The organism is Sphingomonas sp. BLCC-B65, from assembly GCF_028550675.1.
In the GTDB taxonomy this organism is placed as follows: Bacteria; Actinomycetota; Actinomycetes; order Actinomycetales; family Microbacteriaceae; genus Microbacterium.
On sequence record NZ_JAQQGL010000001.1, the window covers coordinates 1,913,717 to 1,932,553 of the forward strand.

Genomic DNA, 18,837 nt, shown 5'->3' on the forward strand with positions numbered 1-18,837 from the left:
CCGGCTCACGCGGATGGCTAGGATGCCGGGGTGACAGCCCCCCGCCTCGTTCCCCGTGCCGCCTTCGCCCTCCTCGTCGCCGCCGGAGCTCTCGCCTTCGCGGGATGCGCCGCCGGAAGCGGAACGGCTGCGTCGCCCTCGGTCTCGGCGTCCGGAGCGGTCGGCGGCGCGGGTACGCCGTCGGACGGCGCGAGCGACCCCGGCGATGGGGACGGGGATGGGGGCGGAGATGCCGGCGGTGGCGCTGCGCCGGCCGCACCCAGCATGGCGCTCGCCGATGTGCTCGCCCGCTACCCCGACTGCGCCGCCGTGGGCTCTGTGCTCGGCTCGGCGATCGACGGGCTCGAACTGAGCGACCAGAGCAACGAAGACGGCACCGTGCAGTGCAACTGGATGTCGACGACCGGCGACTACGTCAACACCGTTCTTGTCACGGTGACGACCAACAACGGCGCGGTCGACGTGCCCAAGAAGGACGACATCGCCGCCATCGGGTCGGAGTACCTCGCCGATGGGGCCGTCGAGGCTCGCGGTGGCATCGCCTACGGCACGAAGTCCACCGGGGATCTGCGCATCTACGGCACGCTCGTCGACATGCCCGGAGTGGGCGTCTCGATCAGCTCGGGTGCGCTCAACGAGGACCCGCGTCTCTTCGGCGCACCGGCCGTCGCCGCGGCGAAGCAGCTGCTCGGCATCGCGGGCTGAGGCCCCGGGACGCGCCGGACGCCCCGCACCTCTCGTCCCGTCGGGCTCGCGCTCAGCCGCGTCCGATAAAATCCCTCGTGCCCGAAACGCCTGCAGACACCGAGATCACGCCCGACCCGGACGACGCGGCGACCCCGGCCCCCATCTCGATCGACCCCCACGAGTTGGAGATCGCGCTGCGCGTCATCGACGCGGCATCCCTGCTCGATCGCGACGACCCCGCTTACATCGCCCTGCGTCGCCAGACCGGCAAGATGTACAAGGACGTCAAGCGCATGTCGCGCAAGGAGAAGCGCCAGCGCATCGCCGACGCCGACCGTGCCGTCGTCGCCGCCACCGCCACCGGAGCGCCCGACCGCATCGACGACGAGACCCGCGGCATCCCGCTCGCTGCCCGCACCGCGGCCCCGACCGCGGGCGAGCTCATCAAGCCCCGCGCCTGCTATATCTGCAAAGAGCAGTACACGATCGTCGACGCGTTCTACCACCAGCTCTGCCCCGACTGTGCGGCGATGAGCCACGCCAAGCGCGACGCCCGCACCGACCTCACCGGCCGGCGCGCCCTGCTCACGGGAGGCCGCGCGAAGATCGGCATGTACATCGCGCTGCGCCTGCTGCGCGACGGCGCCCACACGACCATCACGACCCGCTTCCCGCGCGACGCCGTTCGCCGCTTCTCGGCGCTGCCCGACAGCGGCGACTGGATCCACCGGCTCAAGATCGTCGGCATCGACCTGCGCGACCCCGCCCAGGTCATCGGCCTCGCGGATGCCGTCGCCGCCGACGGACCGCTCGACATCCTCATCAACAACGCGGCGCAGACCGTGCGTCGCTCCGCCGGAGCGTACAAGCCGCTCGTGGACGCCGAGCTCGCGCCGCTGCCGCAGGGCCCGCTGCCCGAACTGCTGACCTTCGGCCACACCAACGACGCGCATCCGCTCGCTCTCGCGCAGTCGGTCTCGAGCCATCCCATCCTCGCGGCCGCCGCACGCACGGCCGAGGAGCTCACCGCCGAGGCGATGGCCGCCGGGTCGTCGTCGCTCGAGCGTCTCGCCGCCGGCACGGCGATCGACGCGGGCGGGCTCGTGCCCGACGAGAACCACATCAACAGCTGGACGCAGTCGGTCGACCAGGTCGAGCCCCTCGAGATGCTCGAGGTGCAGCTCGCGAACATGACCGCGCCGTTCCTGCTCGTCTCGCGTCTGCGGCCCGCGATGGCGGCCTCGCCGGCGCGACGGAAGTACGTCGTGAACGTCTCCGCGATGGAGGGCGTGTTCGGTCGTGGGTACAAGGGTCCCGGACACCCCCACACCAACATGGCGAAGGCGGCGCTCAACATGCTCACGCGCACCAGCGCTCGCGAGATGTTCGAGACCGACAACATCCTCATGACGGCCGTCGACACCGGCTGGATCACCGACGAGCGCCCGCACTACACGAAGGTGCGCCTCGCGGAGGAGGGCTTCCACGCCCCGCTCGACCTGGTCGACGGCGCCGCCCGCGTGTACGACCCGATCGTCCGCGGCGAGGCGGGCGAAGACCTCTTCGGCATCTTCCTCAAGGACTACCGCAAGAGCTCGTGGTGAGCCGGTCGGCCGCCGCCCGCGGCGCTCAAGCCTCGGGCAGGAAGTAGGCCGCGGCGAGAGGGGCGATCTCCAGAGCGGATGCCACGGCCCGGTCGACCCAGCGCAGCTCCTCGATCTCGGCATCCGTCACGGGCTGCTGATCGCCGATGTCGACGCGGAAGACGTCGGCGACGACGGCGAAGCCCGGCTCGTTCGCGGCCGGGGCGGTGAACTCGCCGAGCGGCGTGAGATCGGTCGGCTGCAGGCGCAGCCCGATCTCCTCGGCGAGCTCGCGGATGAGGGTCTGCGCCGCGTCCTCGCCCGCCTCCGGCTTGCCGCCCGGCTGCATGAACGCGGTCGTCCCCGCCTTGCGCACGAGCAGCAGCCGTCCGTCGACGTCGGTGATGACGGCCGCGGAAACACGGATGGAGCGGGCGGTCGCGGAATCGGGGGGCGGCGTCGAGGTCACCCTCGCACGCTAACACTGCACCGCCGGCAGGCGGAGGCTCACCCCCTGGCCGCGCGCCGCCGTACGCGATTGACTGTCCGCATGAAGCTCCTGCTGACCTCGGGCGGCGTCACGAACGACAGCATCCGCACCACTCTCGAAGACCTGCTTGGCAAACCCATCGCAGACAGCTCCGCGCTGTTCATCCCGACCGCGCAGTGGGGGCAGCCGATGTGCTCGCCGGAGACGGTGTGGCGTTCGACGGCGGGGCGGTGGCCCGGCGGCATCCACAGCCCCGTCGAGCTCGGGTGGCGTGCGGTCGGCGTCCTCGAGCTCACCGCCCTGCCGACGATCGCGCCCGAGCGATGGATGCCGTGGGTGCAGGAAGCCGATGCGCTTCTCGTCGACGGCGGCGAAGCGGTGTATCTGGCCGAATGGATCCGTCGGTCGGGACTGGCCGACCTCCTGCCGGAGCTGCATGAGACCGTCTGGGTCGGCATCAGCGCGGGCAGCATGGCCCTCACGCCGCGTATCGGACCGGAGTTCGTCGACCGGCATCCGGGCGGCACCGACGAGACGCTGGGACTGGTCGACTTCTCGATCTTCCCGCATCTGGACTATCCGGGCTGGACCGGAAACACGACCGCGGCGGCCCACCGGTGGGCAGAGGGCATCGGCGGTCGCGCCTACGCGATCGACGACCAGACGGCGATCCGTGTCGTCGACGGCGAGGTCGACGTGATCTCCGAGGGCCACTGGGAGCTGCTCAACGCGTGAGCCTGCTGCCGGGCGCTTCGACGGCTCAGACCGTCAGCATCACCTTCAGCGCCTCTCGGGAGTCCATCGCGGCGTAGGCAGCGGGCGCCTCGTCGAGCGGCATGATGCGATCGAAGACCCGGCCGGGCTCGATCGTGCCGTCGAGCACGAGTGGAATCGCGTCGTCGAGGTAGGCGCGCACCGGGGCGACGCCGCCCGTCAGAGTGATGTTCTTGCCGAACAGCGAGGCGAAGCCCACCGGTGCGCTCTCGTACTGCGGCACGCCGACGCGCGAGATGACTCCGCCCGGACGCACGACGCCGTAGGACTGCTCGTACGCGGGCATGTGGCCGACCGCCTCGATCACCACGTGGCTGCCCTCGCCGTTCGTGAGGTCCATCACGCGGGCGATGCCCTCTGCGCCGCGCTCGGCGACGACGTCGGTCGCGCCGAACTCGACGCCCAGATCGGTGCGGTCGGTGTGGCGGCCCATGAGGATGATCCGCTCCGCGCCGAGGGTGCGGGCGGCGAGTACCGCCGACAGCCCCACGGCACCGTCGCCGACGACCGTCACCGTCTGGCCGGGGCGCACGCGGGCGAGGTGCGCGGCGTGATAGCCCGTCAGATACACGTCCGACAGTGTCAGCAGCGACGCCAGCAGGGAATCGGATGCCGCGTCGGGGGAGACGTCCGGCACGACCACGAGCGTGCCGTCCGCGTGCGGGATGAGGGCGCGCTCGGCCTGCAGGCCGCCGACGCGCCCGTTGCCGTAGAAGCCGCCGTGCTGGCAGGAGGTCTGGAACCCTTCGCGGCAGAACACGCACGTGTTGTCGGAGTAGACGAAGGGCACGACGACGAAGTCACCGGGGCGCACCGTGGTGACGTCGGCGCCGGTCTCCTCGACGACGGCGATGAGCTCGTGCCCCATCCGCCGGCCCGTCGAGCTTTCGGCCATCGAGTGATACGGGTGCAGGTCCGAGCCGCAGACGCACGCGCGGACGATGCGCACCACCGCATCGCTCGGCTGTTGGATGACGGGATCGGGGACGGTCTCGACGCGGACGTCTCCGGCGCCGAACATGACGGTTGCTCGCATAAGTACATTTCACGCCATCCGCCCTGCCCTTTCTATTATCCCGCGCGCAGGGGGGCTTGCCGCAAGGCCCCCTCTGTCGGGCAGAATCGCTGGTCGCGCGCTCTTTCTCGGCGCCGAAGGGGGAGTGGGATGTCGGTCCGAAACACTCAGGAAAGCGTGTTCGATCTGCCGCCGCGCCTGCAGCGCAAGGCCGACCCGGCGCTCATCGTGCGCGATGAGCAGCAGTTCGCGGCGATCGCGGGGGTGCTGGCCGCCGAGGTCGAGCGCACCGAGACGCGGCTGGTCGCGCTCCGGCACGAAGCCGTCAGCGGAGGCCAGCGCGCACTCGAACGCGATCTGGAGGTGCAGAGCCTGTCGGCGCGGTTGCGCATCCTTCGCCGGTTCGGCCTCGACGCGTGCATCGGTCGCATGGTCGACGAGGAGGGCATCGTCACCTACATCGGACGCTTCGGCCTCGCGGACGCCGCGGAGGAGCGGCTGCTGATGGACTGGCGGGCCCCGGCATCCGCGCCGTTCTTCGCCGCGACGGCGGCGCATCCGCTCGGGCTCACCAGTCGACGCCGGTATCGGTGGTGCGAGGGGCGCGTCGTGGACTACTGGGACGAGGTGTTCGCCGACGACGGCATCGATCACCGCGCGGCCCTCGACGACCAGTCCGCCTTCATCGCCAGTCTCGGCGAGAGCCGGTCGCCGAAGATGCGCGACGTGCTGGCGACGATCCAGTCCGATCAGGACGCCATCATCCGCGCCGATTCCCGGGGCGCGCTCGTCGTCGACGGCGGCCCCGGAACCGGCAAGACCGTCGTGGCGCTGCACCGCGCGGCGTATCTGCTCTACGCCGATCCGCGTGTGCAGTCGGGGCACGGCGGGCTGCTGTTCGTCGGGCCGCATCGCCCGTACGTCGACTACGTCGACGACGTGCTCCCCGGACTCGGCGAGGACGGTGCGCTCGTCTGCGCGGTGAACGACCTCGTCGACGGCGGCGATGTGTGGGAGGAGGACGATCCGGAGGTTCGCCGTCTGCTCGGCGACGGCCGTGTCGTGGACGCCGTCGGAGCCGCCGTGCGTCTCTGGCAGCGCCCGCCGCGGCGACGCACGCCGATCGAGACCGCATGGGGCACCGTCGTGCTGGGCCCCGCGGAGTGGTCGGAGGTGTTCGCCGACGCCGACGGCCTGCCGCACAATGCGCTTCGTGTGCGCGCGTGGGAGCGTCTGCTCGACGTTCTGGAAGACCGTGTCGACGACGAGCTGCGCGACGGCGGAGGAGGCGGCGACGGGTGGGGCGAGGGCTGGGGAGAGGCGTCCCGTTCCTCGCCTCGCTCGGGTGACGACTTCGACGCCTACGGGGCGGGCTGGGACGCGGACGAGTCGACGCGCGAGACGCTCGAGAACGACGAGGAGCTGCAGGCGCTCTTCGACCGGGCCTGGCCGCTGCTGGATCCCGATGCGCTGCTGCGCGGTCTGCTCACGACGGGAGAGATGCTGCGGCGCTGCGCGCCGTGGCTGAGCGCTGTCGAGGTCGACGTGCTGATCACACGCGGTGCTCCGACGCGATGGACCGACGTCGACCTGCCCCTGCTGGACGCTGCGCGCCGTAGCGTGGGCGACCCGCGTAGCGAGGTGCGTGCGCGCCGAGACCGACGCGCGGCCGCCGAGGAGCATCGGGTGATGTCCGACGTGGTCAGCGACCTCATCGCCGCCGACGACGGCGACCTGCGCCTCATGTCGATGCTGCGCGGTCAGGACCTGCGCCGCACGCTCGCGCAGCCCACGGCATCCGATCGTGATCCGTTCGCCGGGCCGTTCGCACACCTCGTGATCGATGAGGCGCAGGAGCTCACCGACACGCAATGGCGGATGCTGCTGCAGCGGTGCCCCTCGCGCAGCCTGACGATCGTCGGGGATCGCGCGCAGGCGAGACGCGGTTTCGCCGAGAGCTGGGACGATCGACTCGCGCGCGTCGGGATCGACCGGTCGCACGTGACGACGCTCACCGTCAACTACCGCACGCCGAGCGAGGTGATGGATGTCGCGGGTCCGGTGATTCGCGCCGCGCTGCCCGACGCCAACGTCCCCGCGTCGATCCGCAGCACGGGAGTCCCGGTGAGCTACGGCTCGCGCCGCGACCTCGACGCGATCGTCGACACCTGGGAACGCGAGAGCGCCGACGGCACAGCGGTGGTGATCGGCGCGCCCGCCTTCGTGCCGCGCCCGCGCGTGGCCTCGCTCGACGCGCAGCGGGTGAAGGGGCTCGAGTTCGACCTGGTCGTGCTCGTCGACCCCGACCGCTTCGGCGATGGCGTCTCGGGCGCCGTCGACCGCTACGTCTCGATGACCCGGGCGACCCAGCGCCTCGTCGTGCTCTCGTAGGGCGGGGTGCCGCGGAGCTGCCGTCGGCGCCCTGCTCAGCCGGCGCGGCGCACGCGCAGCGTGAGGAAGAGCGCAGCGCACAGCGTCGTGAGCCCCGCCGCGAGAAGGACGACGGCCGTCCAGCCCGCGCTGGCGAACAGGTGCGTGGATGCCGCTCCCGACACCGTGCTGCCGAGGTAGTAGGTGAGCAGGTAGGCGCTGGAGGCCCGCGAGGTGCTGCGTCCCACCGCGTGAGCGCGGGCGACGACCCAGCCGCTGAGGATCGAGTGCGTTCCGAGGAAGGCCGCCGTCAGAAGTCCGAGCCCGGCGAACACCGCGATGACGTTCGGCCAGAACACCAGGCCGATCGCGGCGAGCATCGCGATCGCGCCGAGGAGCGACGTCATCGCGCGGCCGAGGCGTCTCGAGATCCGGTGGAACAGGCCCGGCGCGAGGATGCCGAGGGGGTAGGCGAAGTAGACGAACACCTCCGCCGCGCCGAGTGAGAACGGGGGCCCGTCCAGCCGGAACGGCACCGCGTTGTAGAGCCCGACGAATGTCGCCATCGCGAGCGCCCCCGCGACGCACACGGCGAGGATGACGGGGTCGCGAAGCGACGCGACCGTGCCGCCGAGCAGGTCGCCGATCCGCAGCGGCAGCGGGGCGGCGCCGTCGCGGGGGAGCGCGAACCAGACCAGCACGCCGACGACGACGCTGAGCACGCCGAGCGCCGTGCTCACGAGCTGCCAGCCGCCGAGGGTCGCGAGGGGCAGCGGCGCGAGCCGGCCCACGGCGCCGCCGAGGGCCGTGCCCGAGATGTACAGCGCGTTGGCGCGCCCGTGCGCGTCGTCGCGGACGGCGTCGCGCAGGTAGGCGAGCGCGACGGCCGGCAGCACCGCCAGCGCGAGACCCCCGCCGGCACGCAACGCGAGGAAGGCCTCCCACGTGGGCGCGAACGCGCACGCGACCGACAGGACGCCGGCTGCCACCAGCGACCCGCTCATCGCGGACACCCGCCCGATGCGGTCGGACAGCGGTGCCGACAGCAACAGCCCGAGCAGCATGGCCGCGGTCGTCGCCGAGATCGCGAGTCCGCTGACCCCGGCATCCACTCCGAACGACGCCGCGATCGCCGGCAGCAACGGTTGCGGGAAGTAGATGATCGCGAAGTTCGCGAGTCCGCCTGCGGCGAGCAGCCCCACGACGCGTCGATAGGAGGGGGTGCCCGCGGCGATGCGCGCGATCGACCCGGTGGGGGTGCGATCGAGCACGGTGACGGCCATGCGGACCATCGTCGTCCGGTCACGGATGGGCCGGAAATGAAACGGATGCCGCTTGTGATGCGATCGGCGCATAATCGGTGTCATGGACGAGCAGACCCTCCGCATCTTCCTGTCGCTGGCCGAGACGCAGAACACGCGCGACACCGCTGCGGAGCTGCGCATCAACCAGTCGAACGTGTCGCGCGCACTGGCCCGCCTCGAAGACGAGGTCGGCATGGCGCTGTTCTCGCGACACGGCAAGCGGCTCGAGCTGAACGCCAACGGTCTCGCCTTCCGGGCCGATGCGGCCGGCGTCCTCGACGCGGTCGAGTCGGCCCGCCGCCACGCCGAGCTGATCGCCGACGAGGGCCGCCTGCTGCGCGTCGGGTTCTTGCACTCGGTGGCGCGGTGGATGGTGCCCGACGTCATCCAGCGCTTCCGCGCGCTGCGACCCGACGTGCGCGTCTCGTTGCGACAGGGCTTCGCCCGCGACCTCTATGGCTGGCTCGCGCTCGACACGATCGACGTCGCTCTGAGCACGGCACCGCTGGCGACGTCGGCGACCTCGGACGACATCGGCTGGCTCGCGCTCGCCGAGGAGCCGCTGTGCATCGCCGTGCCCACCGGTCACCCGCTCGCGACGGCATCCGGCCCGGTCGACGTGCGCGCGCTGGCGGGGCGCGACTTCATCGGCTTCTCGCGCATCGCGGAGCTGCGGACGGCGGTCACCGGCATTCTGGACGAGGCCGACGTCACGGTGAACGTGACCTTCGAGAGCAGCGAGATCGACACGATGCGCAGCCTGGTCGCGGGTGGCCTCGGCGTCTCGATCCTTCCGCGGACTCCGGGTCGCGACGACCCGGGCGTCGTCTATCTGCCGCTGGAGCCGCAGCGCGTGCGCGCGATCGGCATCGCCTGGAGCACGACCGCCCAGGGCTCTCGCTACGCGAAGGAGCTGGTCACCGCGCTGCGGGAGCGGTGAGGCGGCCCTGCGGCTGGGCGTGGCGGTGCCCGTCTGTGGCGGATAGAGTCGCCGCATGACGCCGGTGCGGAAGATCGTCGTCGTCGGCTTGAGCGCAGCCCTCGCGGTCGGGCTCAGCGGCTGCACGATGAACGAACTCATCTGGGGCGCCGACGGTGCACACGTCATCGACACGACCCAGAAACTGATCGCGGCCGCCGCGGCGGGCGAGGCTGCGGCACTCGTCTGCCCGGGATCGCAACCCGACGTGCGCGATCCGGCGGACTGGGAGGGGCTCACCGCTCAAGAGCCCGAGCGGTTCGTCGCCGCCCACTGGCCCGAGATGGCCCATCATGATCCGACGTGGAGCATCAACCTCTCGCTCCCTGCGTCGGGCGTCGTCGCGGGTGCGCAGTATCCAGGCGATGTCTTCTACCGGGAGGCCGGCGGCGAGCTCTGTCTCGTCGACATCGCCTGGTGGACGGTGCAGTAGGCGCGGCGAGGCACGACAGCCTCGGCATCGACCGGCGGACGAGATGAACGGTCGACGCCGCTGATCCGGACACACGGATGCCGCGGCATCCGCCAGAATCGTGGTGCCCGTGCGGCTCGCACCGCGGCGGCATCTCCGCTCGACCGCCCTCTCCCGAAGGACGTGACCCGATGACCGACAACTGGCTGCTCGCCCGACCCGAGGTGGACCTCGACGAGGTTCGCGCGCTCGCGCGGCGCGAGTACGGCGTGGACGGCGAGCTCACCGAGCTGGGCAGTCAGCAGGACCGCAACTTCCTCGTGCGCGGCGTGGACGGGGCGGGCATGCTCGTCAAGATCTTCCACCCGACGGTCGACGCGTTCGCCGTCGACCTGCACATCGCGGCCTCCGATCGCCTGCGCTCAGAAGGATTGCTGACACCGGAGGTGCTGACGACCGTCGACGGCGCTCGCACGACGCAGATCGTCTGCGCCGACGGGCAGGTCGCTCGCGTCGCGGGGTTCCAGATCGTCGACGGGCAACCGCTGTCGGACATCACCGACGCCGACGGTGCCCAGGCCGAAGAACTGGGTGAGCTCGTCGCCGAGGTCGCCGACGTTCTGGCCGGAATGGATGCCAAGGACACCGACCGCAACCTGCAATGGGAGCTCGGCAACGCCCTCGCCGTCGTCGAGCAGCTCATCGACGACCTGCCCGAGGACCGTCGCGAGCAGTGCCTGACGGCGGCCCGCCGCGCCGCCGCCGAGCTCGACGCCGTCGCGGCCGACCTTCCGCGGCAGGTGATCCACGGCGACCTCACCGCCGACAACGTCATGCGCGATCGGCGCGGGCGGCACTGGGTGATCGACCTGGGCGATGTCGCCACGTCGTGGCGCGCCGCCGAGCTGGCGATGCTCCTCGCCGACCTCATGGGTCGCACCGACGACCTCGCAATTGTCGCCCGCGCGGTCGCGGGTTTTGATCAGCGCGCGCGCCTCACCGACGCGGAGATCGAGGCGCTGTGGCCCCTCGTCGTGCTGCGCGGAGCGGTGCTCGCCGTCAGCGGGTGGAGCCAGCTGCGCATCGACCCGGGCAACGACTACGCGCGCGAGCGGGTCGAGCACGAATGGCAGGTCTTCGCGCGCACGGCGCGGGTGCCGTCCGCCGAGGTGACGGCGCAGCTGCGCCTGGCCGCGGGCCGGCCGCACCGCGCGGGCCTCGTCTACCGTCCCGTCCTGTCGCAGCTGGATGCCGCGGCCACCGTGGATCTCGGCATCCGCAGCGCGCACCTCGATCGCGGTCGCTGGACGGTTCCCGGCACCGAGCAGGCGCTCGTCCGCGAGACCCTCGCTTCCGCCCCGGTCGCGGTGCTGCGCTACGGCGAGAGCCGCCTGAGCCGCGTGTCGACCGACACCACCCGACCCGCTGCCACCCGGGCGCGGTGCGTCGAGCTGTGGACCCGCCCGGGTGTCGAGGTCACCGCGCCGTTCGGCGGCATTCTGACGGTCGACACCGATCCCGACGGCGGCGCCGGCGCGGTCGAGGTGCGCGATGCCGGTGTCGTGCTGCGGATCGAGGGGATCGTTCTCGACCCGGCGGTCGCGGATAGCGGGGTGGATGCCGGCGCCCGCCTCGGACGCATCGCCGAGCTCGAACCGGGTCTCGGTCGGCTGCGCGTCACGCGGAGGGTGCGCGACGCCGCGCCCGGCGACGTGTTCGCAGATGCCGAGGGCGAAGCCGAGACTCCCGGGGCGGCCGATCCCTCGGTGATCGTGGGCACCGACCGCGTACCCGATCCGGTGCGGGCGACGCGCCGTGCTCGGCGGGCGCGCGAGCAGGCCGTGGGCGCCGCCGCCGAGCGCTTCTACGCCGAGCCGCCGCAGATCGAGCGCGGGTGGGGAGCGCTGCTCATCGACACGCAGGGTCGCGCGTACGTCGACCTCGTCAACAACGTGACCGCGATCGGGCACGCCCATCCCGAGTTCGCCGACCGCATCTCGCGTCAACTGCACCTGCTGAACACGAACTCGCGCTTCCTCTACGACGCCTTCGCCGAGTTCACCGCGCGGCTCGTCGCGCACAGCCCCGACCCGTCGCTCGACACCGTCATCCCCGTCAACAGCGGGTCGGAGGCCGTGGACCTCGCCCTCACGCTCGCCCGGGTCGCGACCGGCCGGCGCGACGTCATCGCGGTGCGCGAGAGCTACCACGGCTGGACGAGCGCTGCCGACGCCGTGAGCACCTCGGCGTTCGACAACCCGCACGCCGCCGACTCGCGCCCCGACTGGGTGCATCTCGTCGACGCCCCGAACGACTACCGCGGCCGTCACCGCGGAGCGGATGCCGGGGCCGCCTACGCGCGCGAGGTCGCCGACCTCGCGCGCTCCCTGGCCGACGAGGGCCGCCCGGCCGGCGCCTTCATCTGCGAGCCGGTGCTGGGCAACGCCGGTGGCGTCATCCCTCCGGCCGGCTACCTCACGGCGGTGGCCGACGCCGTGCGCGCGCACGGCGGACTGGTCATCGCCGACGAGGTGCAGGTCGGATACGGGCGCCTGGGATCGTCGTTCTGGGGGAGCACGATGCAGGGGCTCGTGCCCGACATCGTGTCGGTGGCGAAGGCCGCCGGCAACGCCTATCCCCTCGGCGCCGTCATCACGCGGCGGGAGATCGTCGACGCGCTCGCCCGCGAGGGCACGTTCTTCTCGTCGGCGGGCGGCGCCCCCGCGAGCGCCGTCGCCGGCTCGGCGATTCTCGACATCATCGACGCGGAAGGGCTGCAGCAGAATGCAGCGCGGGTCGGCGGCATCATCGCCGACGGCGTGCGGGCGCTGATGCCGCGGCATCCGCTCATCGGCGCCGTCCACGGAACGGGTCTGTATCTCGGTATCGAGCTGGTGCGCGATCGCGAGACGCTCGAGCCCGCGCGGGAGGAGGCGGCGCGCGTGTGCGATCTGCTGCTCGGGCACGGGTTCATCGTGCAGGCCGCCTCGGAACGCCAGAACGTGCTGAAGGTGAAACCGCCCCTCGTGCTCACCGAGGCCGACGCGCGCCGGTTCGTCGCCGCCCTCGACGCCGTGCTGGGCGCTCTCCGCGACTGAGCGCGACCGCGGTATGCCGAAGCGGGCGGCCCCCGCGGGTAGGTGCGGCGGGCGGGCGGCCCCCGACCAGGGCTCCGCTCGTAGAGTGGAGGAGATGACTTCCTCGCCGCAGTCCCGTCGTCCCCTGTCGTCCCGCCCCCTGGCCCGTCGGGCCCCGGAGGGGCTCGGCATCCCCGAAGCCGCCGTCCTCGCGCTGGCCGAGCGCCTCGCCGCGGAGGGCCTCGACCCGCACGCGCTGCTCGTCGCCCGTCACGGCGAGGTGGCGTTCGAGACCGCGTGGGCGCCGTACCACCTGGAGCGGCCGGCGCTCGTGTACTCGGCATCCAAGACCTACACGGCGCTGGCGATCGGCTTCCTCGCCGACGAGGGGCGGCTGGGCCTCGACGATTCTGCGGGTCTGCACGTGGGTGAGGCGAACCCGCACGGCATCACCGTGCGCCATCTGCTCACGATGAACACCGGCCACTCGGCCGCGCAGATCGAGCGCATCGGCGCCGATCCGCTCGTGCTGCTGCGCGAGGCGCCCGCCTTCGCCCCGGGCACGCACTTCGCGTACAGCTCTCCGGCCACGCACCTGCTGTCAGCGATCGTCACCGGCGTCACCGGCCAGCCCCTCACCGCGTACCTGCGCCCGCGACTGCTCGATCCGCTCGGCATCGGCGAGCGATGGATGCAGCCCTACGGCGGCATCGAGCACGGTGCGTCCGGCTTCCACCTGACGGTCGATGACCTCGCGCGCACGGCCATCATGCTGAGCGCCGGCGGGGCGTTCGACGGCGTGCAGGTCGCGCCCGCGTGGTACGTCGAGGAGATGTCGCGCCCCTGGTCCGAGACCGCCGCCTTCGACGGCCCGGCTGCGGCCACCGGCGAGGTCAACGACTGGGCCCTCGGCTACGGCTACCAGGTCTGGCGCGGCCGCCACGGGTTCCGGCTCGACGGCGCCGCGGGGCAGTTCGGTCTCGTCCTCCCCGAGCATGATCTCGTCATCGCCTACCAGGGCGCCGCGCTCGACACCCAGGCGACGCTGCGCGCGTTCTGGGCCTTCGTCGCGGCCGTCGAGGTCGCGGACGCGGCCGGTGGGGCGGATGTCGCAGGCGGGACCGATGCCGCCGGCCGGGCGGATGCCGGTGTGGCAGATGCCGCCGTGTCGGCGCGCCGCGTCGAGCGCGACACCTGGGCCGAGCGCGACCGCCTGCTCGCCGCCGACCCGTTCGACGGTGCTGCACTGCACGACCGCGCCGATGGCGACGGCTGGACGCTGGTGTTGCCGGGCGTCGGCTCGGTGCCGGTGGACACGTTCTGGCAGGAGGTGTCCGCGACGGGCCCCGCCCTCGAGGACGCCCCCGCCGCCACTCATCTGCGCCTCGCGACGCGCGGGGAACGCCGCGACGACGGCGCCGCGCTCGTGCACCTCGTCGACACGACCTCGCCGCACCGGGTGATCGTGTCGCGCGACGGTGATGGCACCGTCCACGCCGGGTGGCACGTGCCACCGCTCGGCGGCGGGTGGGAGGTGCTGCGCGTGCCGGCATCCGTCGTTCGCATCGAGACGCGGGCTGCCGCGCTGCTGCTGGACATGGACGGCACGCTCGTCGATTCGCACGCCGTCGTCGAGCGCCTGTGGACGCAGTGGTCGCTCGATCACGGCGTCGATCCGGCACGGACGCTCGCGGTGATCCACGGCCGCCAGGGGCAGGACTCGATGGCGCTGCTGCTTCCCGATCGTCCGCACGAGATCAACCTCGCCGAGAACGCCGAGCTGCTCGCCGCCGAGACGGCGCAGACCGACGGCGTCGTGGCGATCTCCGGCGCCGCCGACCTGCTCGCCGCCCTCGACCGCGAGGGCGTGCCGTACGCGCTCGTCACCTCGGCGACGACCGAGCTCGCCGCGGCGCGCATGCGTGCCGCCGGGCTGCCGACGCCGCCGGTCGTCATCGCCGCGGGTGATGTCTCGCGCAGCAAGCCCGATCCCGAGGGGTTTCTCGCGGGGGCCGCGGCGCTCGGAGTGGATGCCGCACGATGCATCGTGGTCGAGGACTCCGCCAACGGCATCGCCGCCGGGCTCGCCGCGGGCATGCGCGTGATCGGGGTCGGCCCGCACGCCGCCGCGGCGGCGCCGACGTGGACGGTCGCCGATGCCCGCGGCATCCACGTCACCCGCCCGGACGGCGCGGACCCGCTCATCACGCTCGACTGACGCCGCGCCCGCCGCGCCCACACGCGAGAAACCACATCCGCCCCGAGAAACCACGGCGCCGACGGTTTCTCGGAGTGGATGTGGTTTCTCGGCCGCGGGGCCGTCGCCGCTCGGCCGCGGGGCCGTCGCCGTCAGTCGGTCTCGCCGTGGGGCGCGCGGTGCCCCTCGCTGAAGCTCAGGTTGCGACCGAACGCCTTGCCGATCACGAGCGCGATGCCGACGATCACGAGCCCGACGCACAGTCCCGCGACGGCGGACACGGCCGTGTCGCCGATCCACACGACGACCGGGCCGAGCGGTTCGAGCGCGTGCTCGACGGCGTGCAGGAGCTCGACCGGGGCATGCCAGCCGACCTCGCCGAGGTTGGCGAGCACGAGATGGCCGCCCACCCACAGCATCGCGACGGTGCCGACGATCGAGATGACGCGGAAGACCGCGGGCATCGACCGCACGATGCGGGTGCCGGTGTGGCGCACGCGTACCGAACCGCTCTTCGCCATCTTCAGGCCGATGTCATCGATCTTCACGAGCAGGGCGACGGCGCCGTAGACCAGCGCCGTCATGGCGAGTGCTATGACCGCGAGCACGGCGAGCCGCAGCCAGAAGTCGAGATCGGGATCGACGTTCGACAGGCCGATCAGCATGATCTCGGTCGACAGGATCAGGTCGGTGCGGATCGCGCCCATCACGAGGCGCTTCTCGTCACGCCCTCCCTCGTCGTCGTGACCGCCGTGGTGGAAGCCGAACCACTCCAGCACCTTCTCGGCGCCCTCGAAGCAGAGGTATCCGCCGCCCACGATGAGCAGCCACGGCAGCACCCAGGGTGCGAACGCGGTCAGCAGCATCGCGATGGGGATGATGATGAGGAACTTGTTCGCGAGCGACCCGAGGGCGATGCGACCCACGACCGGAAGCTCCCGCGCGGGTGAGAGCCCCTGCACGTACTGCGGGGTGACGGCCGCATCGTCGATCACGACGCCTGCGGACTTGGCCGACGCCTTCAGCGCCGCGCTGAGGATGTCATCGACGACGGCGAGCAGACCTACGGACATGCCTGCAACAGTACCGGCCGCGCCGAATGCGACCGGCGGATGCCGGGCCTTGCGCTTCTCGAATCGATTCGATAGGCTCGAATCCGGCGCTCCCCTGAGGAGCGCCTTTCGCCGTTTCCGCCCCCGTCTCGAACCCGGCCGTATGTCACGTTCTCTCACCACCGGTAGCCCCTGGCGCGTCATCCTCGCCTTCGCGGTCCCCCTGCTCATCGGCAACGTCGTGCAGCAGCTGTATCAGTTCGCCGACGCGATCGTCGTCGGGCGCCATCTCGGCGTCGATGCGCTCGCCGCGGTCGGGGCGACCGGCAGTCTGCTGTTCCTGCTGCTCGGGTTCGCCTGGGGCCTGACGAGCGGATTCGCGATCCCCACGGCGCAGGCCTTCGGCGCCCGCGATGTCACGGCGGTGCGCCGCTCGGTGGCGGCGGGCACGATTCTCACCGCGATCACGACGATCGTGCTCACCGTGGGCGCGCCGCTGCTGGCCGGACCCGCCCTGCACCTGCTGCAGACGCCTCCGGAGCTGATGGACGAGGCGACGGTGTTCGCTCAGGTCAGCTTCCTCGGTGCCGGTGCCATCATGGGCTTCAACTACCTCTCCGCGATCATCCGGGCGATCGGCGACTCGCGCACGCCGCTGGTGTTCCTCACGATCGCCTGCGGACTCAACGTGGTGCTCGTCATCCTCATGGTCGGGCCGTTCGGTCTGGGCGTGGCCGGCGCAGCGCTGGCGACCGTCGTCTCGCAGGCGCTGTCGGTGATCCTCTGCCTCGTCTACGTCCGCCGTCGGCTGCCCGTCCTCCACGTGCAGCGCGCCGACTGGCGCATCACGCGAGCCGATCTCGTCGAGCACCTGCGACTCGGCCTGCCCATGGGGTTCCAGGCGTCGATCATCGCGATCGGCACCCTGACGGTGCAGGTCGCGCTGAACACCCTGGGCGCCGATGCGGTCGCCGCCTACACGACGGCTTCCCGCGTGGACGGCCTGGCCGTGGCGCTCCTGCAGTCTCTCGGGCTCGCGGCATCCATGTACGCCGCCCAGAACCTGGGAGCGCGCCGCCCGGATCGCATCCGTCGCGGCGTCGGGCAGGCGATCTGGATGGCGCTGATCGCCGCTGTCGTGCTCGGCGCACTGCTCATCACGTTCGGCGCGCCGCTCGTGCGCCTGTTCGTCGGCGACGGCAGCGACACCGTCGTGCGGTTGGCCGCCCTCATGCTGCTCATCAACGGCGCGAGCTACACGGCGCTGGGCGTGCTGTTCATCCTGCGCGGCACGCTGCAGGGGCTCGGCAGCACCGTCATCCCGACGGTGACCGGGCTCGTCGAGCTGGCGATGCGCGTGGGCGCGGCGGTCGTGCTCGGCCACATCTTCGGATTCGTCGGCGTCGTGTGGAGCAACCCGCTGGCCTGGGTCGGCGCCAGCGTCATCCTCATCCCCGCGTACCTGCGCGCCCACCGCGCACTGGAGCGCATGCCGGTCGACCCCGCCGAACCGACCCTCACCACCCCGATCGCCGTCATCGGCCCCACCGACGGGTCGATGGTCGTGGATGCCGTGGTCACGCAGCCCATCCCGCTTCCGCAGCAGCCGGCCGCCGACCTCGTTGCGGGCCGCGTGCGACGGTGGAAGGGTGGGATGCGAGCGAAGCGGAGGACGCGATGAAAGCTGTTCTGGGTGATGTCACGGTGGCCGAAGCCGACCGCGATGACCTGATCTCCATCGAAGGAAACTGGTACTTCCCGCCGTCGAGCGTGAACTGGGACCTGCTGCAGGAGAGCCCCACGCCCTACACCTGCCCGTGGAAGGGCGAGTGCCAGTACTACTCCGTGCGCTCCGGCGACGAGCTGCTCGCCGATCGCGCCTGGTCGTACCCGACGCCCTACGAGAGCGGCATCGCCCGCGTCGGCAAGGACTTCTCGGGCTATGTCGCGTTCTGGAAAGAGGTCCGCGTCGAGGAGTGACCGGCCGCGGCGACCGGGGCCGCCGAATCGACGGCAGGATAGACACCGTGACCGCGCCGCTTCAGAACCTCACGCAGATGCCCGACCCGCAGTACCTGATGGTCGGCGACGGCTACCGCATCGCGACGTACTCGTGGGGCGACGAGGACGCACCCACCGTCGTCGTCGTGCACGGGTTCGCCTCGAGCACGAAGGACAACTGGGTCGCGACGGGCTGGGTGCGCGACCTCACCGCCGCCGGCTATCGGGTGCTCGCGCTCGACCAGCGCGGCCATGGCGCCAGCGACAAGCCGCACGAGCCCCGCGCGTACGACATCCGCCAGCTCGCCGGCGACGTCGAGACGATGCTCGACACCTACCTCGTCGACGAGGCGTTCTACGTCGGCTACTCGCTCGGCGCCCGCGTGGGATGGGAGGTCGTGCAGGACATCGCCCCGCGCATCCCGCGGGCCGTGCTCGGCGGGGTTCCCGACGGCATCCCGCTGGCGCGGCTCGACCTCGACCAGGTGCGCGCGCTCATCGCCGACGGCACGCCTGTCACCGATCGCGTCACGCAGAACTACATCGCCCTCACCGAGCGCGTGCCCGGCAACGACCTGCGGGCGCTCCTCGCGATCGCCGAGGGCATGCGGTCATCGAAGACCGTCGACCCCGACCCTGCCCATGCACCGCAGCAGCCGGTGATGTTCGCGACGGGATCGCTGGACGGCATCATCGAAGGCTCGAAGACGCTCGCGGCCGCGTGCCCGCAGGGACGCTTCGTCGAGATCCCCGACCGGCACCATTTCAACGCGCCCGGCTCCCGCGTCTTCCGCGGCGCCGCGCTCGAGTTCCTCGGCTCCTGACCCCTCCCTCTCGCTCTCCTTCTCGCCGAGCCGCTGCGTTTCTCGCGAGCCGCTACGCCAGATCCTGGCGGC

General features: G+C 71.8%; 15 protein-coding genes. 11 read left to right on the top strand and 4 right to left on the bottom strand.

Annotated features, from left to right (window positions below; translation table 11 throughout):
- The first annotated feature begins 30 nt into the window (after positions 1-30).
- Together PP359_RS09060 and PP359_RS09065 are read left to right on the top strand one after the other, a co-directional pair.
- Complete coding sequence (locus tag PP359_RS09060; RefSeq protein ID WP_499250382.1) at positions 31-705, top strand: hypothetical protein; 675 nt, start codon at positions 31-33, stop codon at positions 703-705.
- A gap of 77 nt (positions 706-782) precedes the next feature.
- Positions 783-2,291, top strand: a complete 1,509-nt coding sequence (locus tag PP359_RS09065) for an SDR family NAD(P)-dependent oxidoreductase (protein ID WP_499250383.1) — start codon at positions 783-785, stop codon at positions 2,289-2,291.
- A 25-nt stretch (positions 2,292-2,316) separates the two neighbouring features.
- On the opposite strand, the gene PP359_RS09070 is transcribed toward PP359_RS09065, so the two are convergent.
- Complete coding sequence (locus PP359_RS09070) at positions 2,317-2,739, bottom strand: NUDIX hydrolase (protein ID WP_499250384.1); 423 nt, start codon at positions 2,737-2,739, stop codon at positions 2,317-2,319.
- Positions 2,740-2,820: 81 nt separating this feature from the next.
- On the opposite strand from PP359_RS09070, the gene PP359_RS09075 reads away from it, so the two are divergent.
- Positions 2,821-3,495: a Type 1 glutamine amidotransferase-like domain-containing protein gene (locus PP359_RS09075; RefSeq protein WP_499250385.1), complete on the top strand. Its 675-nt coding sequence runs from the start codon at positions 2,821-2,823 to the stop codon at positions 3,493-3,495.
- A gap of 25 nt (positions 3,496-3,520) precedes the next feature.
- Here PP359_RS09075 and PP359_RS09080 read toward each other — a convergent pair whose 3' ends face one another.
- Entirely contained in the window at positions 3,521-4,570 is a 1,050-nt protein-coding gene (locus tag PP359_RS09080; RefSeq protein ID WP_499250386.1) for a zinc-binding dehydrogenase, read from the bottom strand.
- A 156-nt stretch (positions 4,571-4,726) separates the two neighbouring features.
- Here PP359_RS09080 and helR point away from each other — a divergent pair, with 156 nt between their 5' ends.
- Complete coding sequence (helR, locus tag PP359_RS09085; protein ID WP_499250387.1) at positions 4,727-6,940, top strand: RNA polymerase recycling motor ATPase HelR; 2,214 nt, start codon at positions 4,727-4,729, stop codon at positions 6,938-6,940.
- Between the two features lie 35 nt (positions 6,941-6,975).
- On the opposite strand, the gene PP359_RS09090 is transcribed toward helR, so the two are convergent.
- On the bottom strand, positions 6,976-8,202 hold the full coding sequence (locus PP359_RS09090; protein WP_294979325.1) for an MFS transporter: 1,227 nt from the start codon (positions 8,200-8,202) through the stop codon (positions 6,976-6,978).
- An 82-nt stretch (positions 8,203-8,284) separates the two neighbouring features.
- On the opposite strand from PP359_RS09090, the gene PP359_RS09095 reads away from it, so the two are divergent.
- The 4 genes from PP359_RS09095 to PP359_RS09110 all read left to right on the top strand — a co-directional run bounded on the left by PP359_RS09095 (position 8,285) and on the right by PP359_RS09110 (position 14,909).
- On the top strand, positions 8,285-9,163 hold the full coding sequence (locus tag PP359_RS09095; RefSeq protein ID WP_036316778.1) for a LysR family transcriptional regulator: 879 nt from the start codon (positions 8,285-8,287) through the stop codon (positions 9,161-9,163).
- 55 nt (positions 9,164-9,218) lie between these two features.
- The gene (locus tag PP359_RS09100) at positions 9,219-9,635 is read left to right on the top strand and encodes a hypothetical protein (RefSeq protein ID WP_476151511.1); all 417 of its coding nucleotides are present in this window, start codon (positions 9,219-9,221) and stop codon (positions 9,633-9,635) included.
- A 170-nt stretch (positions 9,636-9,805) separates the two neighbouring features.
- Positions 9,806-12,712, top strand: a complete 2,907-nt coding sequence (locus PP359_RS09105; protein WP_499250388.1) for an aminotransferase class III-fold pyridoxal phosphate-dependent enzyme — start codon at positions 9,806-9,808, stop codon at positions 12,710-12,712.
- A gap of 94 nt (positions 12,713-12,806) precedes the next feature.
- A complete protein-coding gene (locus tag PP359_RS09110) occupies positions 12,807-14,909 on the top strand; it encodes an HAD-IA family hydrolase (protein WP_499250389.1) in 2,103 nt (700 codons plus the stop codon).
- A gap of 131 nt (positions 14,910-15,040) precedes the next feature.
- On the opposite strand, the gene PP359_RS09115 is transcribed toward PP359_RS09110, so the two are convergent.
- Positions 15,041-15,961, bottom strand: coding sequence for a DUF808 domain-containing protein (locus PP359_RS09115; RefSeq protein ID WP_036318739.1), 921 nt, complete (start codon positions 15,959-15,961; stop codon positions 15,041-15,043).
- A 142-nt stretch (positions 15,962-16,103) separates the two neighbouring features.
- On the opposite strand from PP359_RS09115, the gene PP359_RS09120 reads away from it, so the two are divergent.
- From PP359_RS09120 to PP359_RS09130, 3 genes are read left to right on the top strand one after another with little or no spacing between them, the layout of a single operon-like run.
- Complete coding sequence (locus PP359_RS09120; protein ID WP_294943800.1) at positions 16,104-17,621, top strand: MATE family efflux transporter; 1,518 nt, start codon at positions 16,104-16,106, stop codon at positions 17,619-17,621.
- The gene (locus PP359_RS09125) at positions 17,618-17,920 is read left to right on the top strand and encodes a DUF427 domain-containing protein (protein ID WP_036318744.1); all 303 of its coding nucleotides are present in this window, start codon (positions 17,618-17,620) and stop codon (positions 17,918-17,920) included. Before PP359_RS09120 ends, PP359_RS09125 begins: the two co-directional genes overlap by 4 nt.
- Positions 17,921-17,967: 47 nt before the next feature.
- Positions 17,968-18,765: an alpha/beta fold hydrolase gene (locus PP359_RS09130; RefSeq protein ID WP_036318747.1), complete on the top strand. Its 798-nt coding sequence runs from the start codon at positions 17,968-17,970 to the stop codon at positions 18,763-18,765.
- Positions 18,766-18,837 lie beyond the last annotated feature (72 nt).

Excerpts from the sequence above, each read along its gene's own strand:
- PP359_RS09075 (WP_499250385.1), top strand. The coding sequence starts at position 2,821 with ATGAAGCTCCTGCTGACCTCGGGCGGCGTCACGAACGACAGCATCCGC.
- PP359_RS09080 (WP_499250386.1), bottom strand. The coding sequence starts at position 4,570 with ATGCGAGCAACCGTCATGTTCGGCGCCGGAGACGTCCGCGTCGAGACC.
- PP359_RS09090 (WP_294979325.1), bottom strand. The coding sequence starts at position 8,202 with ATGGCCGTCACCGTGCTCGATCGCACCCCCACCGGGTCGATCGCGCGC.
- PP359_RS09095 (WP_036316778.1), top strand. The coding sequence starts at position 8,285 with ATGGACGAGCAGACCCTCCGCATCTTCCTGTCGCTGGCCGAGACGCAG.
- PP359_RS09100 (WP_476151511.1), top strand. The coding sequence starts at position 9,219 with ATGACGCCGGTGCGGAAGATCGTCGTCGTCGGCTTGAGCGCAGCCCTC.
- PP359_RS09105 (WP_499250388.1), top strand. The coding sequence starts at position 9,806 with ATGACCGACAACTGGCTGCTCGCCCGACCCGAGGTGGACCTCGACGAG.
- PP359_RS09110 (WP_499250389.1), top strand. The coding sequence starts at position 12,807 with ATGACTTCCTCGCCGCAGTCCCGTCGTCCCCTGTCGTCCCGCCCCCTG.
- PP359_RS09115 (WP_036318739.1), bottom strand. The coding sequence starts at position 15,961 with ATGTCCGTAGGTCTGCTCGCCGTCGTCGATGACATCCTCAGCGCGGCG.
- PP359_RS09120 (WP_294943800.1), top strand. The coding sequence starts at position 16,104 with ATGTCACGTTCTCTCACCACCGGTAGCCCCTGGCGCGTCATCCTCGCC.
- PP359_RS09125 (WP_036318744.1), top strand. The coding sequence starts at position 17,618 with ATGAAAGCTGTTCTGGGTGATGTCACGGTGGCCGAAGCCGACCGCGAT.